The organism is Nocardia sp. NPDC056564, from assembly GCF_042793755.1.
GTDB lineage: Bacteria > Actinomycetota > Actinomycetes > Mycobacteriales > Mycobacteriaceae > Nocardia.
On record NZ_JBHTUR010000005.1, the window covers coordinates 241,972 to 262,348 of the forward strand.

At 69.1% G+C, this 20,377-nt stretch carries 16 protein-coding genes; 7 read left to right on the forward strand and 9 right to left on the reverse strand.

Annotated elements, in window-relative coordinates; translation table 11 throughout:
• The first annotated feature begins 124 nt into the window (after nucleotides 1-124).
• On the forward strand, nucleotides 125-985 hold the full coding sequence (locus ACFQ9K_RS15845; RefSeq protein ID WP_378717455.1) for a class I SAM-dependent methyltransferase: 861 nt from the start codon (nucleotides 125-127) through the stop codon (nucleotides 983-985).
• Nucleotides 986-1,004: 19 nt separating this feature from the next.
• Here the strand turns inward: ACFQ9K_RS15845 and ACFQ9K_RS15850 are convergent, their stop codons facing one another.
• From ACFQ9K_RS15850 to ACFQ9K_RS15865, 4 genes are all read right to left on the reverse strand, one after another.
• On the reverse strand, nucleotides 1,005-1,661 hold the full coding sequence (locus tag ACFQ9K_RS15850) for a TetR/AcrR family transcriptional regulator (RefSeq protein WP_378717457.1): 657 nt from the start codon (nucleotides 1,659-1,661) through the stop codon (nucleotides 1,005-1,007).
• Between the two features lie 102 nt (nucleotides 1,662-1,763).
• Nucleotides 1,764-2,282 carry a DoxX family protein gene (locus ACFQ9K_RS15855; protein WP_378717459.1) on the reverse strand — a complete coding sequence of 173 codons (519 nt, stop codon included), beginning with the start codon at nucleotides 2,280-2,282 and terminating at the stop codon, nucleotides 1,764-1,766.
• A gap of 20 nt (nucleotides 2,283-2,302) precedes the next feature.
• Entirely contained in the window at nucleotides 2,303-2,836 is a 534-nt protein-coding gene (locus ACFQ9K_RS15860) for a cupin domain-containing protein (protein ID WP_378717460.1), read from the reverse strand.
• A gap of 121 nt (nucleotides 2,837-2,957) precedes the next feature.
• A complete protein-coding gene (locus ACFQ9K_RS15865) occupies nucleotides 2,958-3,752 on the reverse strand; it encodes an esterase/lipase family protein (RefSeq protein ID WP_378717463.1) in 795 nt (264 codons plus the stop codon).
• A gap of 408 nt (nucleotides 3,753-4,160) precedes the next feature.
• Between ACFQ9K_RS15865 and ACFQ9K_RS15870 the strand changes: the two genes are divergently transcribed.
• From ACFQ9K_RS15870 to ACFQ9K_RS15880, 3 genes are all read left to right on the forward strand, one after another.
• Nucleotides 4,161-7,124, forward strand: a complete 2,964-nt coding sequence (locus tag ACFQ9K_RS15870; RefSeq protein WP_378717465.1) for a BTAD domain-containing putative transcriptional regulator — start codon at nucleotides 4,161-4,163, stop codon at nucleotides 7,122-7,124.
• 137 nt (nucleotides 7,125-7,261) lie between these two features.
• A complete protein-coding gene (locus ACFQ9K_RS15875; RefSeq protein WP_378717466.1) occupies nucleotides 7,262-8,110 on the forward strand; it encodes a diacylglycerol/lipid kinase family protein in 849 nt (282 codons plus the stop codon).
• Nucleotides 8,111-8,199: 89 nt separating this feature from the next.
• Nucleotides 8,200-9,693 carry an aldehyde dehydrogenase family protein gene (locus ACFQ9K_RS15880; RefSeq protein WP_378717468.1) on the forward strand — a complete coding sequence of 498 codons (1,494 nt, stop codon included), beginning with the start codon at nucleotides 8,200-8,202 and terminating at the stop codon, nucleotides 9,691-9,693.
• 209 nt (nucleotides 9,694-9,902) lie between these two features.
• Here ACFQ9K_RS15880 and ACFQ9K_RS15885 read toward each other — a convergent pair whose 3' ends face one another.
• On the reverse strand, nucleotides 9,903-10,748 hold the full coding sequence (locus ACFQ9K_RS15885; protein WP_378717469.1) for a SigB/SigF/SigG family RNA polymerase sigma factor: 846 nt from the start codon (nucleotides 10,746-10,748) through the stop codon (nucleotides 9,903-9,905).
• Between the two features lie 285 nt (nucleotides 10,749-11,033).
• On the opposite strand from ACFQ9K_RS15885, the gene ACFQ9K_RS15890 reads away from it, so the two are divergent.
• Nucleotides 11,034-11,801 carry a PAS and ANTAR domain-containing protein gene (locus ACFQ9K_RS15890; protein WP_378717470.1) on the forward strand — a complete coding sequence of 256 codons (768 nt, stop codon included), beginning with the start codon at nucleotides 11,034-11,036 and terminating at the stop codon, nucleotides 11,799-11,801.
• Between the two features lie 47 nt (nucleotides 11,802-11,848).
• Here the strand turns inward: ACFQ9K_RS15890 and ACFQ9K_RS15895 are convergent, their stop codons facing one another.
• Together ACFQ9K_RS15895 and ACFQ9K_RS15900 are read right to left on the reverse strand one after the other, a co-directional pair.
• Complete coding sequence (locus ACFQ9K_RS15895) at nucleotides 11,849-12,631, reverse strand: GAF domain-containing protein (protein ID WP_378717471.1); 783 nt, start codon at nucleotides 12,629-12,631, stop codon at nucleotides 11,849-11,851.
• Nucleotides 12,632-12,757: 126 nt separating this feature from the next.
• The gene (locus ACFQ9K_RS15900; protein ID WP_378717473.1) at nucleotides 12,758-12,910 is read right to left on the reverse strand and encodes a hypothetical protein; all 153 of its coding nucleotides are present in this window, start codon (nucleotides 12,908-12,910) and stop codon (nucleotides 12,758-12,760) included.
• Between the two features lie 207 nt (nucleotides 12,911-13,117).
• On the opposite strand from ACFQ9K_RS15900, the gene ACFQ9K_RS15905 reads away from it, so the two are divergent.
• Nucleotides 13,118-14,080 (forward strand): ferritin-like domain-containing protein, encoded by a 963-nt coding sequence (locus tag ACFQ9K_RS15905; RefSeq protein ID WP_378717474.1) that lies wholly within the window; start codon nucleotides 13,118-13,120, stop codon nucleotides 14,078-14,080.
• A gap of 495 nt (nucleotides 14,081-14,575) precedes the next feature.
• Here ACFQ9K_RS15905 and ACFQ9K_RS15910 read toward each other — a convergent pair whose 3' ends face one another.
• Nucleotides 14,576-15,700, reverse strand: a complete 1,125-nt coding sequence (locus ACFQ9K_RS15910) for an FAD-dependent oxidoreductase (RefSeq protein WP_378717475.1) — start codon at nucleotides 15,698-15,700, stop codon at nucleotides 14,576-14,578.
• A 743-nt stretch (nucleotides 15,701-16,443) separates the two neighbouring features.
• Between ACFQ9K_RS15910 and ACFQ9K_RS15915 the strand changes: the two genes are divergently transcribed.
• Entirely contained in the window at nucleotides 16,444-17,943 is a 1,500-nt protein-coding gene (locus ACFQ9K_RS15915; protein ID WP_378717476.1) for a PucR family transcriptional regulator, read from the forward strand.
• Between the two features lie 50 nt (nucleotides 17,944-17,993).
• Here ACFQ9K_RS15915 and pucD read toward each other — a convergent pair whose 3' ends face one another.
• The gene (gene pucD, locus ACFQ9K_RS15920) at nucleotides 17,994-20,312 is read right to left on the reverse strand and encodes a xanthine dehydrogenase subunit D (RefSeq protein WP_378717478.1); all 2,319 of its coding nucleotides are present in this window, start codon (nucleotides 20,310-20,312) and stop codon (nucleotides 17,994-17,996) included.
• Nucleotides 20,313-20,377: the final 65 nt, after the last annotated feature.

Here is a 20,377-nt window from a genome sequence, read left to right on the forward strand (position 1 = left end):
CCGATATCGCGAGAGCGTCTGGCGGTAGCCATACGGGGCAGTCGGCGGGGCACGGCCCTCATTGCCAATTGTTTAAGTTTCTGAGAGAGTCGGTGATGTTGTACGCCGCTCTGGAAGGATGTTCATGCAACTGGGTCAGCCGAGTCGGACCGCGTTGGGTGCCGCGCGGGCGCGGGCATTCCATCAAGACGCGGACGAACCGCGGATCTTCGACGATCCGCTCGCCGTGCTGATCGCCAAGGCCGCCGACGAGGCGGTCGAGGAAGCGCAGGCCGACGATGGAATCCCCATGGAGGCAAGGATTTTCCTAGCCATGCGGCATCGCTTCGCCGAGAACGAGTTGTCGGCTCACGCCGATACGATCCGCCAGGTGGTGGTGCTCGGCGCCGGACTGGATACCTTCGGCCTGCGCAACCCGTTCCCCGGTATGACCGTCTTCGAGGTCGACCACCCCGATACCCAGGCATGGAAGCGGGCACGCGTCGCCGATGCCGGTATCCCGGTACCGGCGTCATTGCGGTTCGTGCCGGTGAACTTCGAAACCGACAGTCTCGCTGAACAATTGACCGCGGCAGGGTTCGACGGATCCGCGCCGACGTTCTTCCTGTGGCTGGGCGTGGTGCAGTATCTCACCGCGGCCGCGGTCGACACCACGCTGCGCTTCATCGCCGACCTGCCCGCGCCCGCACGCGTGATCCTCGACTACAGCGAACCCATCTCCGCGCTGCCGCCGCAGAACAAGGCCACCATGGAAATACTGGCGCGGGTGATGGAGCGGCTCGGCGAGCCCTGGTTGTCGCTGTTCACCGCCGACGAAATCGCCGCGAAACTCACCGGATTCGGCTTCGACCAGATCGAAGACCTGGACTGGGCGCGCATGATCGCCCGCTTCGCGCCGACCAGCGCCGCCGCCGATCAAGTCGGCGGCCATGTGCTGAGCGCCGCCCACCCTGGACGTGTCGCCGCAGCACTCGAAGGACCGTAACCGATTGGTGCCTCGAAGGTCAGGGGCCCGGCTCGGTGCTGAGGGCGGGCCACAGGACGGCGGTGAGCTGGTCGGGAAGGCCCGCGCGGGTGGCGGCGTCGTCGCCGCGCAGGAACGCGCCGAAATAGGCGCCGAAGACCATGGTGGCGATGGAGCGGGTGTCGAGGTCAGGTCGGACGGCGCCGCGGTCGATGAGTTGCTGCAGCAGGTGTTCGACCTGGGATACGCGCGGTTCGACGGCGCGTCGCACGACGTGGGCGAGCAGTTCGGGGACGCGTTCGGCCTCGCTGATGAATCCGCCCTGCAGGATGATGGCGTCGGGGTTGTAGTAGCAGGGGTCGACGCGGCGGATGGCCTCGGTGAACGCCGCCCGGGGCGGCATGTCTTCCACCGGGAACGGCGGGGTTGCGGCGAGCTGGGTGCGCAGTCCGTAGTCGAGGGCGTCGATGACGAGTTCGAGTTTGCCCGGCCAGCGCCGGTAGAGGGTGGGGCGGGTTACGCCGGCGTCGGCGGCGACGTCGCCGAGGGCCATCCCGGTGTAACCGTCGGTGACCAGGCGGCGGCGGGTGGCGCGGAGGATGGCCTCGTCCACGGCGGGATCGCGGGGTCGCCCGCCCCGCGGACCCGACTTGCGGGTCGCAGGGGGGTGGCCGGTTTCGGTGCGGCGTCCGGTCATGGCCTCCCCGTTCGTGTTTCATTGCCGGTCACGACTGTATCCCGCAGCCGCGGCCGCCGGGCTGAGGCCTGCGTCGATTCCGTGGACGCGTCATCGATCAGGTCACGGTGTCGCCCCGGCGGCCGCGTTGCCCGGCCGGTAGAACAGGGCCAATTGCCCGGCGCCACCGGCGAGTCCGAGACCGACGGCGATTCCCAGCCCGGCCCAGCCGGTCAGCAGCGGGCCGCCGAACAGTAGCTGCTCGGCACTCACGCGACCAGCGCCGAGGGTGGCGATCGCGACCGCGCCCAGCGCGATGAGGAAGTTGTATTCCCACCCGGAGTCCATGACGAAGAACCCGTTGCGCCGGTGCACGGTGACCACCGCGACCAGCATCAGCGCCACGAACGCCGCGGCAGCGAGCGCGGTGAGCAACCCTGCCGCCATGGCGATTCCGGCGGCGATCTCGGTGGCGGCGGCCAGCCGGGCGTGCAGCCGGCCCGGTGCCATCCCCAGGCTGTCGAACCAGGCCGCGGTCCCGGTGAGTCGGCCGCCGAGGAACACCTTGTGATAGCCGTGGGCGATCAGCATGAGGCCCAAGCCGGCGCGCAACCCGAGCACGGCCGCGTCGAACGAAGTCAATGTCCTTGTCTCCCTGTGTATTACCGGTGCACGATGGTGGTGCCGTGGGTGGGCGGATCGAGGTGGTAGCGGGCGATGACGTCGTCCAGCCAGTCCGGGTGGCCGTAGGTCAGCCCGTAGCGAGCGGCCAGGTCGTCGAACGCGGCGGGCGCCGTCTGCTCGGCGGCCATGAGGTCGCCGAGTTCGACGAAGTACTGCTCGAAGCCGCCGGGAATGATGATCTCGATGATCCGGCCCGGGGTGTCCCCGGCATTCCACATGGCGTGCATCTCGCCGCGGGGCTTGAGCACGTACCCACCGGGCGCGAGCACGGCCTCGGCGTCGCCGGACCGGAATCCGATCCGGCCTTCGAGCACGATCGAGTATTCGTCCTCGACGGTGTGCATATGCGGCGGGGTGATCAGGCCGACCGCGAAAGGATGCTCCACGATCGACATCGCGCCGCTGGTGAGTTGGGCATCGAATTTGAGTTCCGCGCCGAATCCGGGGATCGGCACGTGCTTTCCCTCGCCCGGCCGCACGACGGTGAATGGTGGAACGGTCGGCTGCTGCATGAGTGGGTTCCTCCTGTTCGGAAGCCGCGAGTGCGGCCGGTGCTCCCGGTGAGGTTTCCGCTCGGGCGGCATCCGGGCAAGGGCGCGGCGGGTTTTCACTCGCACCGGCGGCGCGGCATTGTCAGTGGGTGGCTCGATGGGCCTGCTCGACGAGGTCGGCGACCACGTCGGGGTGGCTGATCATGACCGCGTGCGAGGAGTCGACCTCGGAGACGGTCGCGCCGGCGCGCTCGGCCATGAAGCGTTCCAGGCTGGGCGCGATGGCGTGATCCTCGGTCGCGATCAGCGCCCACGAGGGGGTGGTCTTCCACCCGGCGGCGGTGGCGGCTTCGCCGAACGCTTCGGCGGCGACCGGGCGCTGGGAGATCGCCAGGTAGGCGGCGGTCGCGGCGTCGACGTCGGCGGCGAACGCGGTCGCGAACTGCGCGTGGTCCAGCCACACCTCGGTGCCGGTGGAGCCGTCGGGACGGGTGTACTGGAAGACCTGCTGCGGCAGCGGCGGCACCGACGCGTCCGCGTGCGTTTCCAGCAGGCCCCCGAGGGCCTCGCCCTGGTCCGGGATGAACGCCGCCACGAACACCAGGGCCGCCACGTCGGCGACGGCGGGAGCGGCGTTGCTGATGACCGCGCCGGCGTAGGAGTGCCCGACCAGGATCTTCGGGCCGTCGATGCCGGCCAGCAAACCTTGCAGGTAGGCGCTGTCGTAGGTCAGCCCGCGCAGCGGGTTGGGCACCGCGATCACCGGGAACCCGCGCCGGTGCAGCTTGCCGGCGACCGCCTGCCAGCCCGACGCGTCGGCGAACGCGCCGTGCACCAGCACCACCGTCGGCTTCGGCGCCCCGTCGTCCTGCGCGTGCGCGCCCGGCACCAGGGAAGACAGCGCGGTCTTGATCGACTCGGCGAAGTGGTTGCTCATGGATTTTGCTCCTTCGGCATCGGTGGTTGTGCCGCGCTGCCGCGGTACGAACTCACGTTTAGTTACAGTGAGTGACTGTAACGTAATTAGGGACTCGCGCCAACTCGACCGGTCAGCTGACACGGCCCCGACGGCGCCGCCTCCGACCGGTCCGGGTCGTTGCGGTACCGGGACTGCCGTCGTGCGACTGCGCTTGGTTCGGGTGTTGCGTGTTCACCTCATCACGATCGCCGCCTCGGCTGAATCACCACTGAACATGCGCTCAACGCGGGTCTGAACCGCAGGTCGCGCGGTCGATCCGCGAGTGTCGGGCGGCGGGGGAGCGCGCTTGGTCGGCCCGGTAGCTGTGCGCGGGGACGACGCGGTCGGCGCTGGCCGGCGCCGACGGTTCGTAGGATGGGTCATCCTATGTTCGAGACTGAAAGACCGATGGACGCGCCGGAACTGAGATTCACCGTGCTGGGTCGCGTCACCATCTGCCGCGGCGATACGGCCGCGGTCTCGGAACGCCCGCGGACCCAGGCGGTGCTGGCCGCGTTGTTGTTCGCCGAGGGCAGGCCGCTGACCGCCGCTCAGTTGGTGGACGCGGTCTGGGGCACCGAGCTGCCTGCCGACGCGGTTGCCTCGTTGCGCTCGCATGTGCGGTTGCTGCGCAAACTCTTCGAGCCCGGGCGCGCTCCCCGCGCCGCCGCCTCGATCCTCGTATCGGTCGGCGATGGATACGAACTGCGCGTCCCGCGCGCCGCGGTGGATGCCCACCGCGCCGAGCTGCTGGCCGACGCAGCCGAGACGGCCCGGGCGACAGGGGATTTCGTGCAGGCGCACGGCCTGCTGGTCCGCGCGCTCGACCTGTGGCGCGGCGAGGTGCTGGCCGGGGTTCCGGGCCCGCAGGCCGCCCACCAGCGGCGACGACTGTCCGAGCTGCGGGTGACTCTGCTCGAATCCCGCCTGGAGCTCGACCTTCGATTGGGTCGCCATGATCAGGTGGTGGGCGAGCTCGCCGCGGCAAGCGCTGAATTCCCGCTGCGCGAGCGCCTGCGCGGACTATTGATGACCGCGCTGTATCACTGTGGCCGTCGCAGCGAGGCGCTGGCGGTGTACACCGAGACCCGCCGGATGCTCGTCGACGAACTCGGCATCGAACCCGGCCCGGAGTTGACGGCTCTGCACCGTGCCATCCTCGACGACGACCTCCCTTCGGCCGCGGCCCTGCTCGGTCCGGCCGGCGCCGTTTCCGTCGTACCCGCCGAGGGTCGCCCCGCGCAGTTACCTAGGGGTATCGCGGATTTCACCGGGCGCGAACCGGTGGTGCGCGAATTGTGCGAGATAGTCACCGGTTTCGCGGGCTCTGCGCCCGTCGTGGTGCTCACGGGAATGGGCGGCGTGGGCAAGACGACGCTGGCCGTCCAGATCGCGCGCGAGGTGCGCGCCCAGTTTCCCGACGGTCAGCTCTATGCCGACCTGCGGGGTATGGACGACCGGCCGGCCGAGCCTGCGGCGGTGCTGGCCGCGTTCCTGCGAGCGCTGGCCGTGCCGGACAGCGACATTCCGCCGACCGAGGCCGAACGTGCGGGCCTGCTGCGGCACCTGCTCACCGGTCGGCGGCTGCTCCTGGTGCTCGACAACGCCGGCAACCTCGAACAGGTGGCGCCCCTGTTGCCCGGCGAGCCGAGGTGTGCGGTCCTGATCACCAGCCGTACTGTGCTGTTGCCGGTGCCGGACGCCACGGTCCGTCATTTGGATGTTCTCTCCGACATAGAAGCGCGAAACCTGTTGAGCCGCATCATCGGTGTGCAACGCGCAACCGCCGAGCCGGCCGCGATACAGTCCATTGTCGACGCGTGCGCGCGGCTACCGCTGGCGATCCGCATCATCGGTGCCCGCCTGGCGGCACGGCCGCACTGGACCGTCGCCGCGATCGCGACGAGGCTGGCCGACGAACGACGGCGGCTGTCCGAACTGCGCAGCGGCGAGCTTGCCGTGGACGCCAGCTTCCATGTCGGTTACCGGCTATTGGATTCGGCCACCGCACGAGCCTTCGTGCTGCTCGCGGTGCCGTCCGTGCCGGACCTTCCGGTTGCCGCCGCGGCGGCGATTCTGGGCATCGACGACGATGCGGCGTCGGGTATCTGCGACTCGCTGGTCGATCTCGGTCTACTGCGTTCTACCGCACCGGATCGGTACAGCTATCACGATCTGTTGCGTCTGTTCGCCAGGGACGCGGCGCCGGACTGCGACCGGGAACAGACCCTCGTCCGCCTGCTCGACTTCTACCTGGCTACTGCGAAAAATATTGCTCGCCAACGTAATCCGGGCCATCACCTCGACTATGTACCGGCCACGACCCACCCCGGCCGACCGATCTCCGGTGAAGTCGAGGCGCATTCGTGGCTCGACGCCGAACGCGCGACCCTGATCGCGTTGCACCGGCAGATCGCCGCGGACCACCCCGGCCTGCTGTCCGCGACCGTAGCTGTCGCGTTACTGGTCGCCACCGGCATCGATGCCTCGGCGGAGTCCGGGCAACTCGCCGCAGTGTTCCGGCAACTGCTCGCCGTCACCGAGCGGCTCGGCGATCGGGACAGTGAGGTGCGGGTTCGCCTGGTGCTCGGGCTCGTGCTCGCCATCGATCTGGGTCGGGGCGAGGACGCGGTGACCGTGCTCGAGCCGGCCCGGAAAGCGTTGCAGGCCAACGGGAACAGCATGCTGCTCGGCTTCGTCGAGCATGTCCTCGGCGCCGCCGCGCTCAGCATCGGCAACATCGTCGACGCGATCATCCATAATGGCGCCGCCGCCGAAATCTTCCATGAACTGGGCGATGCCGCCTGGGAGGGATGGGCGTGCGCGACCCTCGCCGACCGGTGCGGCGATGTCGCGCAATGGGATCGGGCCGTCGAGACCGCTGAGCGGGCGTTGCGATTGGCCGACGAACTGGGTGGCGCGCCCTTCGACTCGTTGGCGCTCGGTCAGCTGGGCCGAGTGGCGGCGTTGCGTGACAACGACCCGGAGCGGGCCATGGCGCTGTGCGCGGAGGCGGTGCGGGTGGCCCGGATCCACGACCGCCGGCTGTACCTGGGCTGGGCGCTGTACCGGCTCGCCGAGGTCGGCCTCTACTGCGGTCGTTTCACCGCGGCCGAAGCCGCCGCCGGCGAAGCCGTCCGGATTCTCACCGATGCGACCGACCCCATCCGGCGCGACCACGCCTTGCACTTCCAGGCGTCGGCGGTGGCCGCGCAGGGACGCGCCGTGGAGGCGGCTGAACTCGGCACCGGCATCGCCGAATCCTCGGATCTGGTCAGCCGCACCCTCCCTCGGCCGGATCTGTGCTGCGCCGGTTCCGCGGCACCGGAGGTGGAACCGGCGCGGTTGTGACCGTCCGACCTGCCGTAGGAGAGCACAGGTAGCACCAGGTCAGGGCGCTGTTCATTCGTGGCTCAACGGATGCTCGAGCACCTTGCGCAAGATCGGATCGACAACCACGGCACGCCATCCGATCGGAGTACTACGCCATGAGCCCCCTGTCCGTTCCCCGCGCGATGGCCGGCGTCGCGTCCCTCGATCTGATCACCTATCCGTGCTCGGAATGGGGCAGGGGGCTGCGCGAGACGGTCTGGGCCGCGCACTACCTGGCCGAGCGCGGGGTCCGGGTGCGGCAACTGCGCGGCACCTCGTTCGAGAGTTCGATCTCGCTGTTACGCGAGCGTCTGGCCGGACCCCATCGACCGGATGTCGTGGTCTGTGTGGGCGGTGACGATCTGATCGTGGTCGCGTTGCAGGCGACCGCCGCCACCGGAACACCGCTGGGGTTGCTGCCGGTCGGACCGGCCAACCGGTTGGCGGCCACGCTGGGCATCCCGCGGCACGACGCACGGGCGGCCGCCGACATCGTGCTCGCGGGCAACGAGCGCCGGATCGACCTCGGCGTGATCGAATCCGGCGCCGGCGCAACGACTCCGGTTTCGCCCAGATGGTTCGCGACCGCGGTGCACGCGGGTTTCGGCGGTGCGCCCACCGAGCGGTACCGCAGGACGTGGTCGCGTGCCGGGCGGCCGTACCCGGCAGCGCGCGGCACCGGGTCCGCCCCTCGGCCGTTTCCACTCGATATGACCTGTGCGGGCGGCACGTCCGTCGAGCGGATCGAGACCGAAGGTGTGCTGGTGTCGGTCGGCGTGAACGGTGGTAGACGAGTAGACGACGGGCAGCTCGAGATCGCGCCGACCGGTGCGGCGCCTCGCCGCACCGCGTCGGTGGCCCTGCGCGCACCGGGAGTCGGCGTGGTGGTGGATGGGGCAGCTGTGGGGCAGTTGCCGATCGCCATCCGAGCCGTCGCGGCGGCCCAGTCCGTCATCGTCCCGTGAGCTCACCGGCCGGTGACGCCCTGGATCGGGGGCCACCGTCCTGCCCTTCCCGTATGCCTCGAAACCCTTCAAGAGCAAGGAATTCCACTATGTCTGCCATCGCGCAGCCGGAGACACTGACCTCGACCGATCCCGCCACCGGCGCGGCCCTGGCCACCTATCGGGTAGACGGCGAGGACTCCGTGCGTACGGCCGTCGCCACTGCCCGCGCGGCCGCCGCGACCTGGGGTGAGCTCGGCTTCGACGCCCGCCGAAGGCATCTGCTGCGCTGGTCCAGCCTGCTGGTCGCCAAAGCGGACGAGCTGTGCGACCTCATCCACGCCGAGACCGGCAAGCCCCGCGACGACGCCTTCCTGGAACTGCTGCTCGCCCTAGAGCACACCGCGTGGGCGGCGAAGAACGCCGCCCGGGTGCTACGCCCGAAGAAGGTGCGCACCGGGGCGTTGATGGCCAACTTCTCGGCCGCGGTGGAGCAGCGGCCGCTGGGGGTGGTCGGCGTGATCGGCCCGTGGAACTATCCGCTGTACACGCCGAACGGGTCCATCGCCTACGCTCTGGCCGCCGGGAACACCGTGGTGTTCAAGCCCAGCGAGCACACCACCGGCGTCGGCAACCTGCTCGCCGCCACCTTCGCCGAAGCCAACCCGGAGCTGCCGGAAGGTGTGTTCGGCACAGTCAACGGCTACGGCGCGACCGGCGCGGCGCTGGTCGGCTCCGGCGTGGACAAGATCGCCTTCACCGGCTCGACCCGCACGGGCAAGCGCATCATGGCCGCCGCCGCGGACACCCTGACCCCGGTGCTGCTGGAGTGCGGCGGCAAGGACGCGGTGATCGTCGCCGCCGACGCCGATCTCGCGGCGGCCGCCGACGCCGTCGCGTTCGGCGCGACCAGCAACAGCGGTCAGACCTGCATCGGAGTCGAGCGGGTCTATGTCCTCAGGTCGGTAGCCGACCAGTTCCTGGCCGAACTCACCACGGTGCTGACCGCGGTGCGGCCCGGCATCGGCGCGTCGGCGTCCTACGGACCGATGACCCTGCCCAGCCAGCTCGCGGTGGTGCGCCGGCACATCGAGGACGCGTTGGCGCACGGCGGCAGAGCCGTTCTCGGCGGCCTTGATTCGGTGCGGCCGCCCTACGTCGAACCGGTCGTGCTGGTCGACGTCGACGAACGCTCCGCCGCGGTGTGCGAGGAGACCTTCGGCCCGACCATCACCGTGCACGCCGTCGACAGCATCGACGACGCGGTGCGCCTGGCCAACAGCGGCGGATACGGCCTCGGCTCGGCCGTGTTCTCCCGTAGGCACGGCCGCGCGATCGCGCGCCGGCTGCGCGCCGGTGCCACGTCGGTGAATTCGGTGGCGGGCTTCGCGGCGATCCCGGCCCTGCCATTCGGCGGAGTCGGTGACTCCGGCATCGGCCGAATCCACGGTGCCGCAGGCCTGCTGGAGTTCTCTCGTGCGCATTCCCTCGCGGTGCAACGCTTTTCGATCCCCGGCGTAGAACTGCTGTCCTATCGCCGCACCGAGCGCACCGTGCGGCTGATGCGCACGATCGTGCGACTGGTGCACGGTCGTAAACGCTGACCAGGTCGACTCGCATTGCGCGAATGCCGAATTCGAGTAACCGGTTCTCCCATCCGGGTGCATTCACCGCGAAAGCACTGCGCCGCAACAAATCACGCGTACTGCGGCGCGTGAGCGGTCCGGACGAGTCAACGAACGGGCAGCAAATCCATGCGGCCGACAGCATGCGGGATGGCTCGGGTCAGGTTTGGGTTGACGGCTGTGTCGGGCTACGCCAGCGCCGGTTCGGATGCGGGGGTCAGGGCCTGTTCGCGGAGGGAGGTCAGGATTCGGTTCAGCATGCGGGACACCTGCATCTGGGATATGCCGAGGCGTTGCCCGATCTCGGACTGAGTCATCGAACCGAAGTAGCGCCAGATGAGGATTTGGCGTTCCTGCTTGGGGAGTCGCTCGATGAGCGGCCGGACCGCCATGGCGTTTTCGAGCAATTCGTAACCCGGCTCTTCGCGTCCGAGGGCGGCGGTGCTGACGATATAACCGGAGTCCGAATCATCTTCGCGGAGCGTGCTTTCCAGTGGTTTGGTGCGATAGCAGTCGGCCGCGACCATGGCCTGGGTCACGTCGCTGAGGTCGACCTCGAGTTCGGTGGCCAGCTCGCGGGCGGTGGGCAGCCTGCCCAGTCGCTGCGCGAGCGTTTCGGTGGCCGGTCCGAGGCGGGCGTGGATGTCCTTGAGCGTGCGACTGACGCGCAGTGCCCAGGTGCGGTCGCGGAAATGGCGTCGCACCTCGCCCATGATCGTGGGAATGGCGAAGCTGAGGAACGTCGGTCCCCGCGTGCAGTCGAAGCGGTCCACCGCGAGCAGCAGTCCGAGACGAGCGATCTGCTGCAGGTCATCGAGGGGTTCGCCCCGACGGGCGAAGCGACGGGCGATATGCGCGGCGAGCGGGAGCGCGCGGTGCACGATGTCGTCACGGAGTTGTCGGCGGCGGGGATCGTCGGCGGGGAGGGCGGCGAGATGTTCGAACCAGGGTTCGAGGCTTTCGTATCCGTTCGCACGGTTCACGGTCGTGGTCGGTTGGGTTTCCGCAGGGCAGTTCCGGGCAGGTCTAGTCATCGAGGGGGCTCCTTTACCCTCGGACTTCGCCGAGGCGGCGGTTTGTTGGACCGACCCGGCATGGGAGCGAATAGCCAACAAAAACGGATACAAACCCCGCTGGCCGAATTAGATGAGCAAAAAACGTTTACCCACCGGATACGCGGGTAGGGGTGCGGATGACTCCGGCGCACCCGGTGTTGCCGTAGGTCAGGGGCCGGACGGGTTTCGGGGCCGTCCCGGCCGCGGTCGCACCTGCGGCACGCCGATCGCCGAAACCATCGTGTCTCGGCGTTAAATGTAGTTATGAACGGCGACAGTGGCTCCGGCTACCGCGGCAACCTCGGGGATGTCGAGCGGGTGGTCGGTGCCGGTACGCCGCTGGGAACCGGGGGTTTCCGGTTCTGGTTCGCCGAGCAGCTGTGGGAGTGGTCCGACGAGGTCGCTCGCATGTACGGGTACCGGGCGGGCGAGGTGGTGCCGACGACGGAGTTGCTGCTGGCGCACAAGCACCCTGCGGATCGTGATCGGGTGGAAGAGGCGATCGTGACCTCCGTCGAGGACGACGCGCCGTTCTCCTGTAGTCACCGGATCATCGACTTTCGCGGCGTCGTGCGAGATGTCATCGTGGTGTCGGACCCGATGCGGGACGAGCAGGGTGCGATCGTCGGGACAGCGGGGTTCTACATAGATATCACCGATGCCGACAGAGCCCACCAGGACCAGGGTGTCGGCAGCCACGATGCCGGCACACCGGGTGGAAGTCACGATGTCTCCGTCGACAGCGGCCGAAAGGTGTTCTTCGAGGAGATCCTGCCGGAGGTGCTGCTGGCCCGGGTGGCGATCGAACAGGTCAAGGGCGTGTTGATGGTGGTGTACGGCATCAGCGCCGAGCAGGCGTTTCGAGTGCTGCGCTGGCGCTCGCAGGAGACCAACGTCAAACTGCGCGTGCTCGCCGAGCGTGTGCTCGCCGGTCTGGCGGAGATCCCGGCGGCGGGCCCTTCGACCCGATCGCGGATCGACCATCTGCTGTTGACCGCACACGACGAGCCCGTGATCCTGCCGTCGTCCTGAGCTACGTCGCGATCCGGCCGAGCGGTTCCTGCCGCCGGCCGGCGCGCTCAGTTGTCGAACTGCCTTGGCGCATCGGGTGTTTCGGGTGAGTGCAGGGCGCCAGACTTCGCCGGGTCGGCGGGGTGATTGTTTTGTGCGGCGACGATCACCCGCGCGTGCGCGGTGGGCGTGGTGTCGTGTGCGCGGGCAAGCCGGTTCAGGCGGGTGCGGGCGTGGTCGACGTCCATGCGGAAATACTGGGCTAGGATGCCGATCGCGAAGGCGATCATGGTGGTCCCGTCCAGCACGGCCTGTACCGTTTCGATGGTGCTGGTGCGCCGACGGTCGATTCGGCCGAGCGACAGGGCGATCGCGGTCAGATCTGCCAGCGTTTGACCGAACTCGTTGGGGCGCGCGGTGCCCCAGGGATCATCGGTGTGCACGATCAGCGAGCCCAGGGGCATGGCCAGGGTGGTCACGGGGTAGGCGCGCACCGCGCGCATCCCGGCCTTGACCGCGTACCTCCGGTAGTTGGGCCAGCTCGTTTCGTTACGGGCACCGAGGTCGGCGATCATCGTGACCGCGCCGTAGCGCGCACTGGTGCAACCGGGGCCGATCGCGTGCAGTCGAGGGTCCGCCGAATATCCTTCGCGCAGGGCTTCGGCGACGATTCGCGTCCGTCCCGTACCCGCGTTGCCGCGGCCGTCCAGCAGCACTACCACCGCGGAGTAGGCGTCGAAGCACTCCCGCGCGTGCCGCGCGACCAGGTAGAGCAGGCTCGGCACATCGAAATCGGTAGTGAGCGTTGCGGTCAGCTCCGCGAAGGCCAGCCGTGTCTGCGTTGTGTCCATTTCTGCTCGCCTTCGGTTCGGTGGCGCCGGCCACGCGAAGACAATCGGCCGGCGGTGATGTCCGCCGCGATGGAACGTCTCTGGGTATAAAAGTTCTCTGGGTACAAGAGTAGGCGCGCGCCGGGCTCAGGCCTTCGCCCCCTTGACATTACCGCCGAGAATGTTCGCCCCGTCGCCCGCATCGTGCACGCGCACAGCCCATTTCATCAGCAGTGATCCGGTTCCGTTGGGGGACAATGCCGCGCCTCCGCCACCACCCGACCCGAAACTCGACGTCATTTATGACGGCTCCATGGGCTAACCGCGCTCGACCATGTTCGGTACTCAGTCCGGGGTCATGGGCAAGATCAAGGACGCGCTGGATCTTGAAAAGCCCTGACGGGCTTTCTTTCTCGCGGGCGATGTTTCGAATCGCACTGCTGGGTAGTCGACCTAGTGGTGCAGCGTCGCGCCGACCCTGATGTCAACGCCGAAGGATCCGATTTCATGAGTACACGCGACACCACTGCCTTGCTCGCACAGCTACGCGCCCTTCGAGATCTCACCAACACCGAGATCCGGATCGCCGAGACGCGAATCGCGCAGGCCCGCACGGAGGCGGTGCGGCGCGAGCTGTCCGAGAACGCGGACAATGCCCGGCGGCGGGCCGAGGCCATCGAGGCGGCGATTCGGGAACTGGGCGGCGTTCCGGAGCGGATCGGCCCGTTCGTCGGACGGATCCTCGCCGCGGTCAAGGCGATGGGCGAACAGGCTCAGCCGTTCGACGAAGCCCTGCTCGGTGACCTCGTGCTCGAGCATCAGTTGCTCGACCGGGCCCGATACGTCAAGGCCTTGGCGATCGCCGCCCAGCGCGACGAGGTGGTGACACTCGCGGACCGGCTGATCGCCGCGCACACGGCGACGGTGGACTGGCTGACCACCGTCCTCGCCGAGGACGCCCTCGGCGGACCGGCGGCCCTGCGCCGCACCCCGTTCCAGGCGGTTACCGGTACCGCGGTCAAGTTGGTCAACATCCCGGTCATCCTGTCCGCCCGCGGTATAGACCGCACGCTGGACACCTTTCGTAGCGCACCGCCCGCCCTGAGTGAGCTGCTGGCCCGCGGCGCGCATGCGGGCGATGTCGCCGTCAAGGCGCTGACCGCGTCCAGGGACGCCGCGCTCGAGTCGGCCGAGCGGGTCACCCGCCGCGAGGGCGCCGAGAACGCCGCCGAAGCGCTGCATTCGCTGCGCACCAGCGCCGGGGTGCTGGAGCCCGGTGAGCTGCCGATCGGCGACTACGACGAGTTGAACGTCAGCCAATCCGTCGCTGCGATCAAGGAACTCACCGATCCGCGCGACGTGCGCGCGATCCTCGCCTACGAGGAGGCGCACAAGAATCGGCAGGGTGTCGTCTCCGCGGCCCAGACCCGGATTGCCGCGATCGCTCAGGACGTCACCGGTCTGAACTGACCACGATCGCTCGATTCCGTTCGCTGCCTGCCCTGTTCGAGCCGAGGGGCAGGCAGCGCGCGCGATCGAGGCTGTGCGCTGTTTCGGGTGCGAGGCGCCGGGTAGGCCGCCCCGGCGTCACCACCGATGATCCGCGCTGCCGTGAGGCCGGTGCCGCCAGGTACCCGGAATCGGCTGGCGGATAACCGGGCTGGTGTCTTCGGTAGGCCCGCGAGACACCGCCAGGTCGCGGAAAACTGTTTCGGCGGAACCGGTTTGAGCCCGCCAGCCCGGGTATGGCCGGGTTGTGAGCCGGCGAAGGCTCGCAACCGGTAGTACCCGGCCGCTCCTTTCCCTTGGGAGCGAGGCGGGGCACCGCAGATCGGCGGGGCGGGAACCCACGTGCTGCCCACCGTCCGCCCCGCCGATCCTGTCCGGACGCCGATCGAAGAGTGCGCCGGCGGTGGTCATCCGATCGGCATCGGTGCTGGGCGCGGGCGAGTTGGCGCGCCTGCGTCAGGTCAGGTTCGCCGTGGGGGCGAAGGCCGGGAGTTTGTCGAGGCTGCTCTGCACGGCCTCGGCGGCGTAGACGAACATCTGCCGCTCGTAGTCGTCGACGGCGCTGTGCAGGTTGCGGCGGCCTCGATCGGCCTCGATCAGGCTGCGGCGCAGCAGGTCGGCATCGCGCAGTGCGGTGTTCGCACCGTTGCCGCCGGTCGGGGAGGTGGCGTGGATCGCGTCGCCGAGCAGCGTGACCGGGCCTGGCGCCCAACGCTTTCCGGGCTTCACCACGCGGATGGACAGCAGTGTGCTGTTGTCGGGGTCGGCTTGCTCGATCAGCGCGCGCAGCAGCGGATGCCAACCCGGCATCCGGGACAGCACGGCGTCTTGCGCGCTCAGATCCTCGAGCGAACCGTGCGGCGGCAAGATCATGGCCCACCGCACGTAGTCGCCGATATCGGGCAGTGCGACCTCGGGGGCCAGCCGTGCGGCGGCCTGCTTCGGCGGGGTGCGGAACCGCATCGCGCCGAGCAGCAGACCGACCCCGGCACCGGCGATCTTCGAGCCGTAGGCCTTGGCCAGTCCCGCGAACTCCTCGGTCAACGGCGTACGGCCGATGACGAACCGCACGCCGGTATCGGTCGGGGTGGTCTGCGGCGACAGCACGCCGCGGACCGCGGAGGCGACGCCGTCCGCGCCGACGAGCAGGTCGGCGGTCGCCGGGTCGCGGTGCGCGAACCGGGCTTCGACGGTGCCGTCGGCCAGGACGCCGTAGTCGGTGAGCGCCGCGCCGGTGTGCACGGTGAGTCCGGTCAGCAGCAGATGCCGCAGCACCTGGCGGTCGACCACGATGCCGGTCCGGCCCGCGCCGAGCTTGCCGATCTCGTTCAGTTGCGGGTCCAGGATCAACTGCTCGGCCGAGGCCGCCATGACGATCTCGTCCAGCAGCGGGTGCCAGCGCCGCGGCAGACAATCACGCACCGCCTGGAAGCCGATCGGGTTCAGCACCAGCCGGTAACCCTGGAACCGCGCGACGATCCCCGGATCGCGCTCGAACACGTCCGCCTCGATCTCGGCGCCACGCAAACCCTGTGCGAGAGCCAGACCGCCCAGGCCGGCTCCGACCACCGACACCCGCATCACGCACCTCCACGACTTCGAGACGAACTTAGTTCGTTATGAACGAACTAAGTTCTACTAGTCGTCCGGGGATTGTGTCAAGCTCTGCCGAGGACTGTGGGCGATGCGGCGGCGGATCCGGACCGCGGAAATCCGCCGACGGCGAGCGGACCTTCGACCGAGTCTTCGCGCCGACCTGCCTGCGCGCGATCCTCGGGTCCTCCGCCGCCGAGCGCAAGGCGTTGAGCGAATGCGCACTCACCGAATCTGCACCGGCCGAATACCCTTGTCGCCGTGAGTAATAACGGCGCGGGCATCGGCTGCGTCACGCTGGGTGGCTCGCCGGTGCTGCGTCGGATGTGCAACGTTTCGCGATCCGATCGCGGCCGCCTACTGGCCGGTTGTGCTGTTTCCCGCACGTCCGCGGAGTAAACTGAATGCTGCTTTCTCCGGGTCCCGTAGCGCGGCTCGACTTCGTGTGGACACCTCGACCAGGAGCAGAGCGTGTTTTCTCTCTCGACGGCGCGCAGCGCCGAACCGCCTGTCCCGCAACGACGGTGGCCGATGTTCGAGTCCGGCGTATCGCCCGGATATCCGACCAGCTGCGAGTGAGGGAGGTGAAAATGCGATCCCATTACGAGCCAGGGCCCGACGGCGCGGCCGATAACGAAAACGTTCCGCAGGACAAGCCGTGAGCGGGCATCTATCGATGCGTCGAAAATATATGGGGCAGTTTCGAATTGCCGCCGGTAACGTTGATCACTGTGCGATTGCGATCCCTGCTCACCATGATCGACCTCGGTCTCGAACTGCTGGTCGGTGAGCAGGAGCAGGATCGCTTCGTGCGCTGGGTGGTCACGACGGACCTGCTCGACCCCGGACGCTACCTGTCCGGGGGCGAGCTGGTGCTCACCGGACTGCATTGGCGGCGGCACCCGGCCGACAGCGATGCCTTCGTGTCCGCGCTGGCCGCTGCGCGAGTAGCGGGCCTGGTCGCGGGCCAGGCCCGCTACGGGGGAGTGCCGCAGGACGTCGTCGAGGCCTGCCGGCGCCATCGCGTGCCGCTGTTCCAGGTGCCGGTCACCGTCGGCTTCGCGGTCGTCACCGAGTACATCAACCGGATGTTCGCCACCGGCCGCGCCGCGGATCTGTGTGCGGCGCTGCGGCGCCACCGCGAGTTGGCGGCAGGCGACGGGCTCGGTTCGGTGCTGAGCGTGGTCGAACGCGACTTCGGTCTGCGCTGCTGGGTGATGTCGTCGACCGGCCGCCTGGTGGCCGGCTCGCCGCCGCCGCCCGCCACGGCGGTCGGCGCCTTTCTCGCGGCCAGGAGCCTGCCCGTGGTGCTGCGCGATGCCGAACCGCCGTGCACCGTCTTCGCGGTCGACGAAGGGCGCGTCGCGCGGGCGGGGGGCTGGCTGCTGATCTTCGCGGCCGACTGCACCGAATGGCCCGAGGAGCAGCGTGCGCTGGTCACGGATCTGGCGGCCGTCGTCGCGCTGGAACACGCCCGCGCCGACGACGAGCGGCGCGCCGAGGTCCGGCTCGCGCAGGAACTCCTCGAACAGATCGTCGCCGGAGCCGAACCGTCGGAAGTCCTGGTGCGGCTGGAGCTGACCGGTCTCCGATCGGCCGCGGGCTATCTCGCGGTGGCCGCGACGATAGACGCAGATACGTTGCGCCCGAACGAGTTACGCGCACTACTGCGCGAAATCCTGCACGCCGGTGGTCCTGCGGTCGCCATCGTGGACGGCGCGGCGATCGCGGTACTGCCCGCGCACCCCGACGCCGTGCGCGACATCGCCCGGACCGTCGCGGCCTTGGCGCCCGGCCTGCACGGCAGCCGGCTCGCGGTCGGCGTCAGCGGCGTCACCGACCGGGCGGGGCTGCGGACGGCGGTCGACCAAGCCCGCTCCGCGTGCCGGGTGGCCGCCGATCGCGGCGGGTCCGACAGCGTCGTCGGCCACGACGACCTGACCGCCCGAACCCTGCTGCTGGCCAGCGTTCCCGCGGACGTACGCCTGACGCTGCAGACCCGCCTGCTGCACCCGCTGCGGACCTACGACCGGCTGAACCGGGCCGACCTCGTCCATACGCTCGAGCTGTTCCTCGAGGTCTCCGGCGCCTGGACCAGATGCGCCCAGCTGCTGCACATCCACGTCAACACGCTGCGCAGCCGCATCCAGCGCATCGAAGAACTGACCGGTCGAGACCTGTCCTGCCTCGAGGACCGCGCCGGGTTCTTTCTCGCGCTCGCCCTGCGGTAGCCGGGACGGACGGCGACGCGCCGCTCCGTCGCCGTCCGTTCGGCAACCGGTCAGGACACCGCCAGCGGAGCCAGCGCGATGTCGCTGGGCCGCACGGGAATCCGGGCCAGATCCAGTCCCGTGGCATTCCGCAACGCGTTCAGGATGGCGGGCGTGGCGGACAGCGTGGGCGGCTCACCCACCCCGTTGAGGCCGTAGGGGGAGTCCGGGTGGGCGAACTCGAACAGCGTGATCGGCATCGGCGGCACGTCGAGGATGGTCGGGATCAGGTAGTCGGTGAACGACGGATTGCGCACCTTCCCTTGATGATCCACGAGTATCTCCTCCATCAGCGCCAGTCCCAGGCCCTGCGCGCTGCCGCCCTCGATCTGTCCCTCGACGGCCAGCGGATTCATCGCCTTGCCCACGTCCTGGGCTACCGCGAGTTCGACGACGCGCACCAGCCCGAGTTCGACATCGACATCCACCACGGCCCGATGCGCGCAGAACGCGAATGCGATGTGCGCGTTGCCTTGTCCGCGCTCCGGGTCGATGCCCTGGGTCGGCCGGTGGTGATACTCGTGGACCCGTTCCAGGGTCTCCGATCCGATCAGCTCGGCGATCGAGACCACCGGTTCGCCGGTGGTCACGTCCGCGATCGCGTTGTCCCGCAGGGTAAGTGCGGCGGCGCTGCGGCCGGTTGCCGCCGCGGCCCGGCGCACCAGCTCCGAGGCGAGCTGCCTGCACGCACCTTGCACGGCCCCGCTCGACATCCAGGTCATCCTGGACGCCGAAGCCGAACCGGCGTCGCCGATCTGGGTGTCGGCGGGCAGCACGACCACCCGGGTGACCCCGAGCTCGGTGGTCGCGATCTGCGACTGCACCGTGGTGATGCCCTGCCCGCATTCGGCCGCGGCGGTGTGGATCGACACCACCGGTTCGCCGGCCGTGACGGACAGGATCACCCTGGCCGTGGAGATGTCATCCACGCCGCCGGAGTAGCCGATCGCCTTGACCCCCACCGCGTAGCCGATGCCCCGGCGCAGGCCCTCACCGTGCGTGGTGTTGCCGACACCGCCTGGCAGCGTGCGCAAGTCGGAGCCCGGGTCCGCCGCGGGCAGCGGTCGGGCGCGCAGCGCCTCCAGCAGTTCCCGGACCGGGGCGGGCCCGTCGACCGCCTGGCCGGTCGGCAAGACGGTGCCGGTGGTCATCGCGTTCTTCAACCGCAGTTCGAGCGGATCCATCCCGAGCTCGCGAGCGAGCTTGTCCATATTGGACTCGCAACCATAGGCCGATTGCACCGCGCCGAAACCGCGCATCGCTCCGCACGGCGGGTTGTTGCTGTAGACGGCCAGCCCATCGATCTCCGCGTGTTCGACCGCGTACGCCCCCGCCACGAAGTACGACGCGTTCGCGATGACGACCGGGGACGTCGAGGTGTAGGCCCCGCCGTCGAGCACCAGCCGGGCTTTGACGTAGACGAGCTTGCCGTCCCGGGTGGCGCCGTGCTCGTAGCGCATCTTCGCCGGATGCCGATGGACGTGGCCGAAGAAGGATTCGTAGCGGTTGTAGACCATCTTCACCGGCTTGCCGAGGCGCAGCGCCAGCATGCAGGCGTGTACGTGCACCGACAGGTCCTCGCGTCCGCCGAAGGCGCCGCCCACCCCCGCCATGGTCAGCCGCACCTTGTCCGGCGGCAGCCCGAGACAGGGTGCGAGCTGTTCGAGATCCTTGTGCAGCCATTGCGAGGAGACGTACAGTTCCACCCCGCCGTCGGCGGCCGGCACGGCCAGGCCCGATTCGGGACCGAGGAACGCCTGGTCCTGCATGCCCACCTCGTAGTCGCCGACGACCACGACCTCCGCCCGGGCTCGCGCCAGCTCCATGTCGCCGTGCCGAATCTTGACGTGCCGCACCAGATTCGACCCATCGTGAAGCGTCCGCGTCCGCGGGTCGAGCGCCCGTTCGGCATCGGTGACCGGTTCCATCGGGTCGTAGTCGACTACCACCAGTTTGGCTGCCTGCCTGGCGGTTTCGGGATCGTCCGCGGCCACCAGCGCCACCGGCTCGCCCTGGTATCGGACCTGGTCGACGGCGAGCACCGGCTGGTCGGCGACCTTCATGCCGTAGGTCTTCGCGCCGGGGACGTCCTCGTGGGTCAGCACCGCGTGCACACCGGCGACCGCCAGCGCCTTGCTCACGTCGATCGATCGGATGCGCGCCGCGGCGTGCGGGCTGCGCACCGTGGTGGCCCAGACCATGCCGTCCATCCACAGATCCGACGAGTACGCGAATTCGCCCGTTACCTTGAGTGCTCCGTCCGGCCGCAACGCGCTGCTGCCGACGCCTTTTCCCTCGTGCGTTCGGGCGGCGCGCACCATGGCGGTCATCGGGACCACCGGGCCCACCGGGTGACGAGTGATCTGGTTCGATCGATGACGGACGCTCTGTTCAT

Coding starts and splice junctions, on each gene's coding strand:
- ACFQ9K_RS15845 (WP_378717455.1), top strand. CDS start 125: ATGCAACTGGGTCAGCCGAGTCGGACCGCGTTGGGTGCCGCGCGGGCG.
- ACFQ9K_RS15850 (WP_378717457.1), bottom strand. CDS start 1,661: ATGACCGGACGCCGCACCGAAACCGGCCACCCCCCTGCGACCCGCAAG.
- ACFQ9K_RS15860 (WP_378717460.1), bottom strand. CDS start 2,836: ATGCAGCAGCCGACCGTTCCACCATTCACCGTCGTGCGGCCGGGCGAG.
- ACFQ9K_RS15865 (WP_378717463.1), bottom strand. CDS start 3,752: ATGAGCAACCACTTCGCCGAGTCGATCAAGACCGCGCTGTCTTCCCTG.
- ACFQ9K_RS15870 (WP_378717465.1), top strand. CDS start 4,161: ATGTTCGAGACTGAAAGACCGATGGACGCGCCGGAACTGAGATTCACC.
- ACFQ9K_RS15875 (WP_378717466.1), top strand. CDS start 7,262: ATGAGCCCCCTGTCCGTTCCCCGCGCGATGGCCGGCGTCGCGTCCCTC.
- ACFQ9K_RS15880 (WP_378717468.1), top strand. CDS start 8,200: ATGTCTGCCATCGCGCAGCCGGAGACACTGACCTCGACCGATCCCGCC.
- ACFQ9K_RS15885 (WP_378717469.1), bottom strand. CDS start 10,748: ATGACTAGACCTGCCCGGAACTGCCCTGCGGAAACCCAACCGACCACG.
- ACFQ9K_RS15890 (WP_378717470.1), top strand. CDS start 11,034: ATGAACGGCGACAGTGGCTCCGGCTACCGCGGCAACCTCGGGGATGTC.
- ACFQ9K_RS15895 (WP_378717471.1), bottom strand. CDS start 12,631: ATGGACACAACGCAGACACGGCTGGCCTTCGCGGAGCTGACCGCAACG.
- ACFQ9K_RS15900 (WP_378717473.1), bottom strand. CDS start 12,910: ATGACGTCGAGTTTCGGGTCGGGTGGTGGCGGAGGCGCGGCATTGTCC.
- ACFQ9K_RS15905 (WP_378717474.1), top strand. CDS start 13,118: ATGAGTACACGCGACACCACTGCCTTGCTCGCACAGCTACGCGCCCTT.
- ACFQ9K_RS15910 (WP_378717475.1), bottom strand. CDS start 15,700: ATGCGGGTGTCGGTGGTCGGAGCCGGCCTGGGCGGTCTGGCTCTCGCA.
- pucD (WP_378717478.1), bottom strand. CDS start 20,312: ATGACCGCCATGGTGCGCGCCGCCCGAACGCACGAGGGAAAAGGCGTC.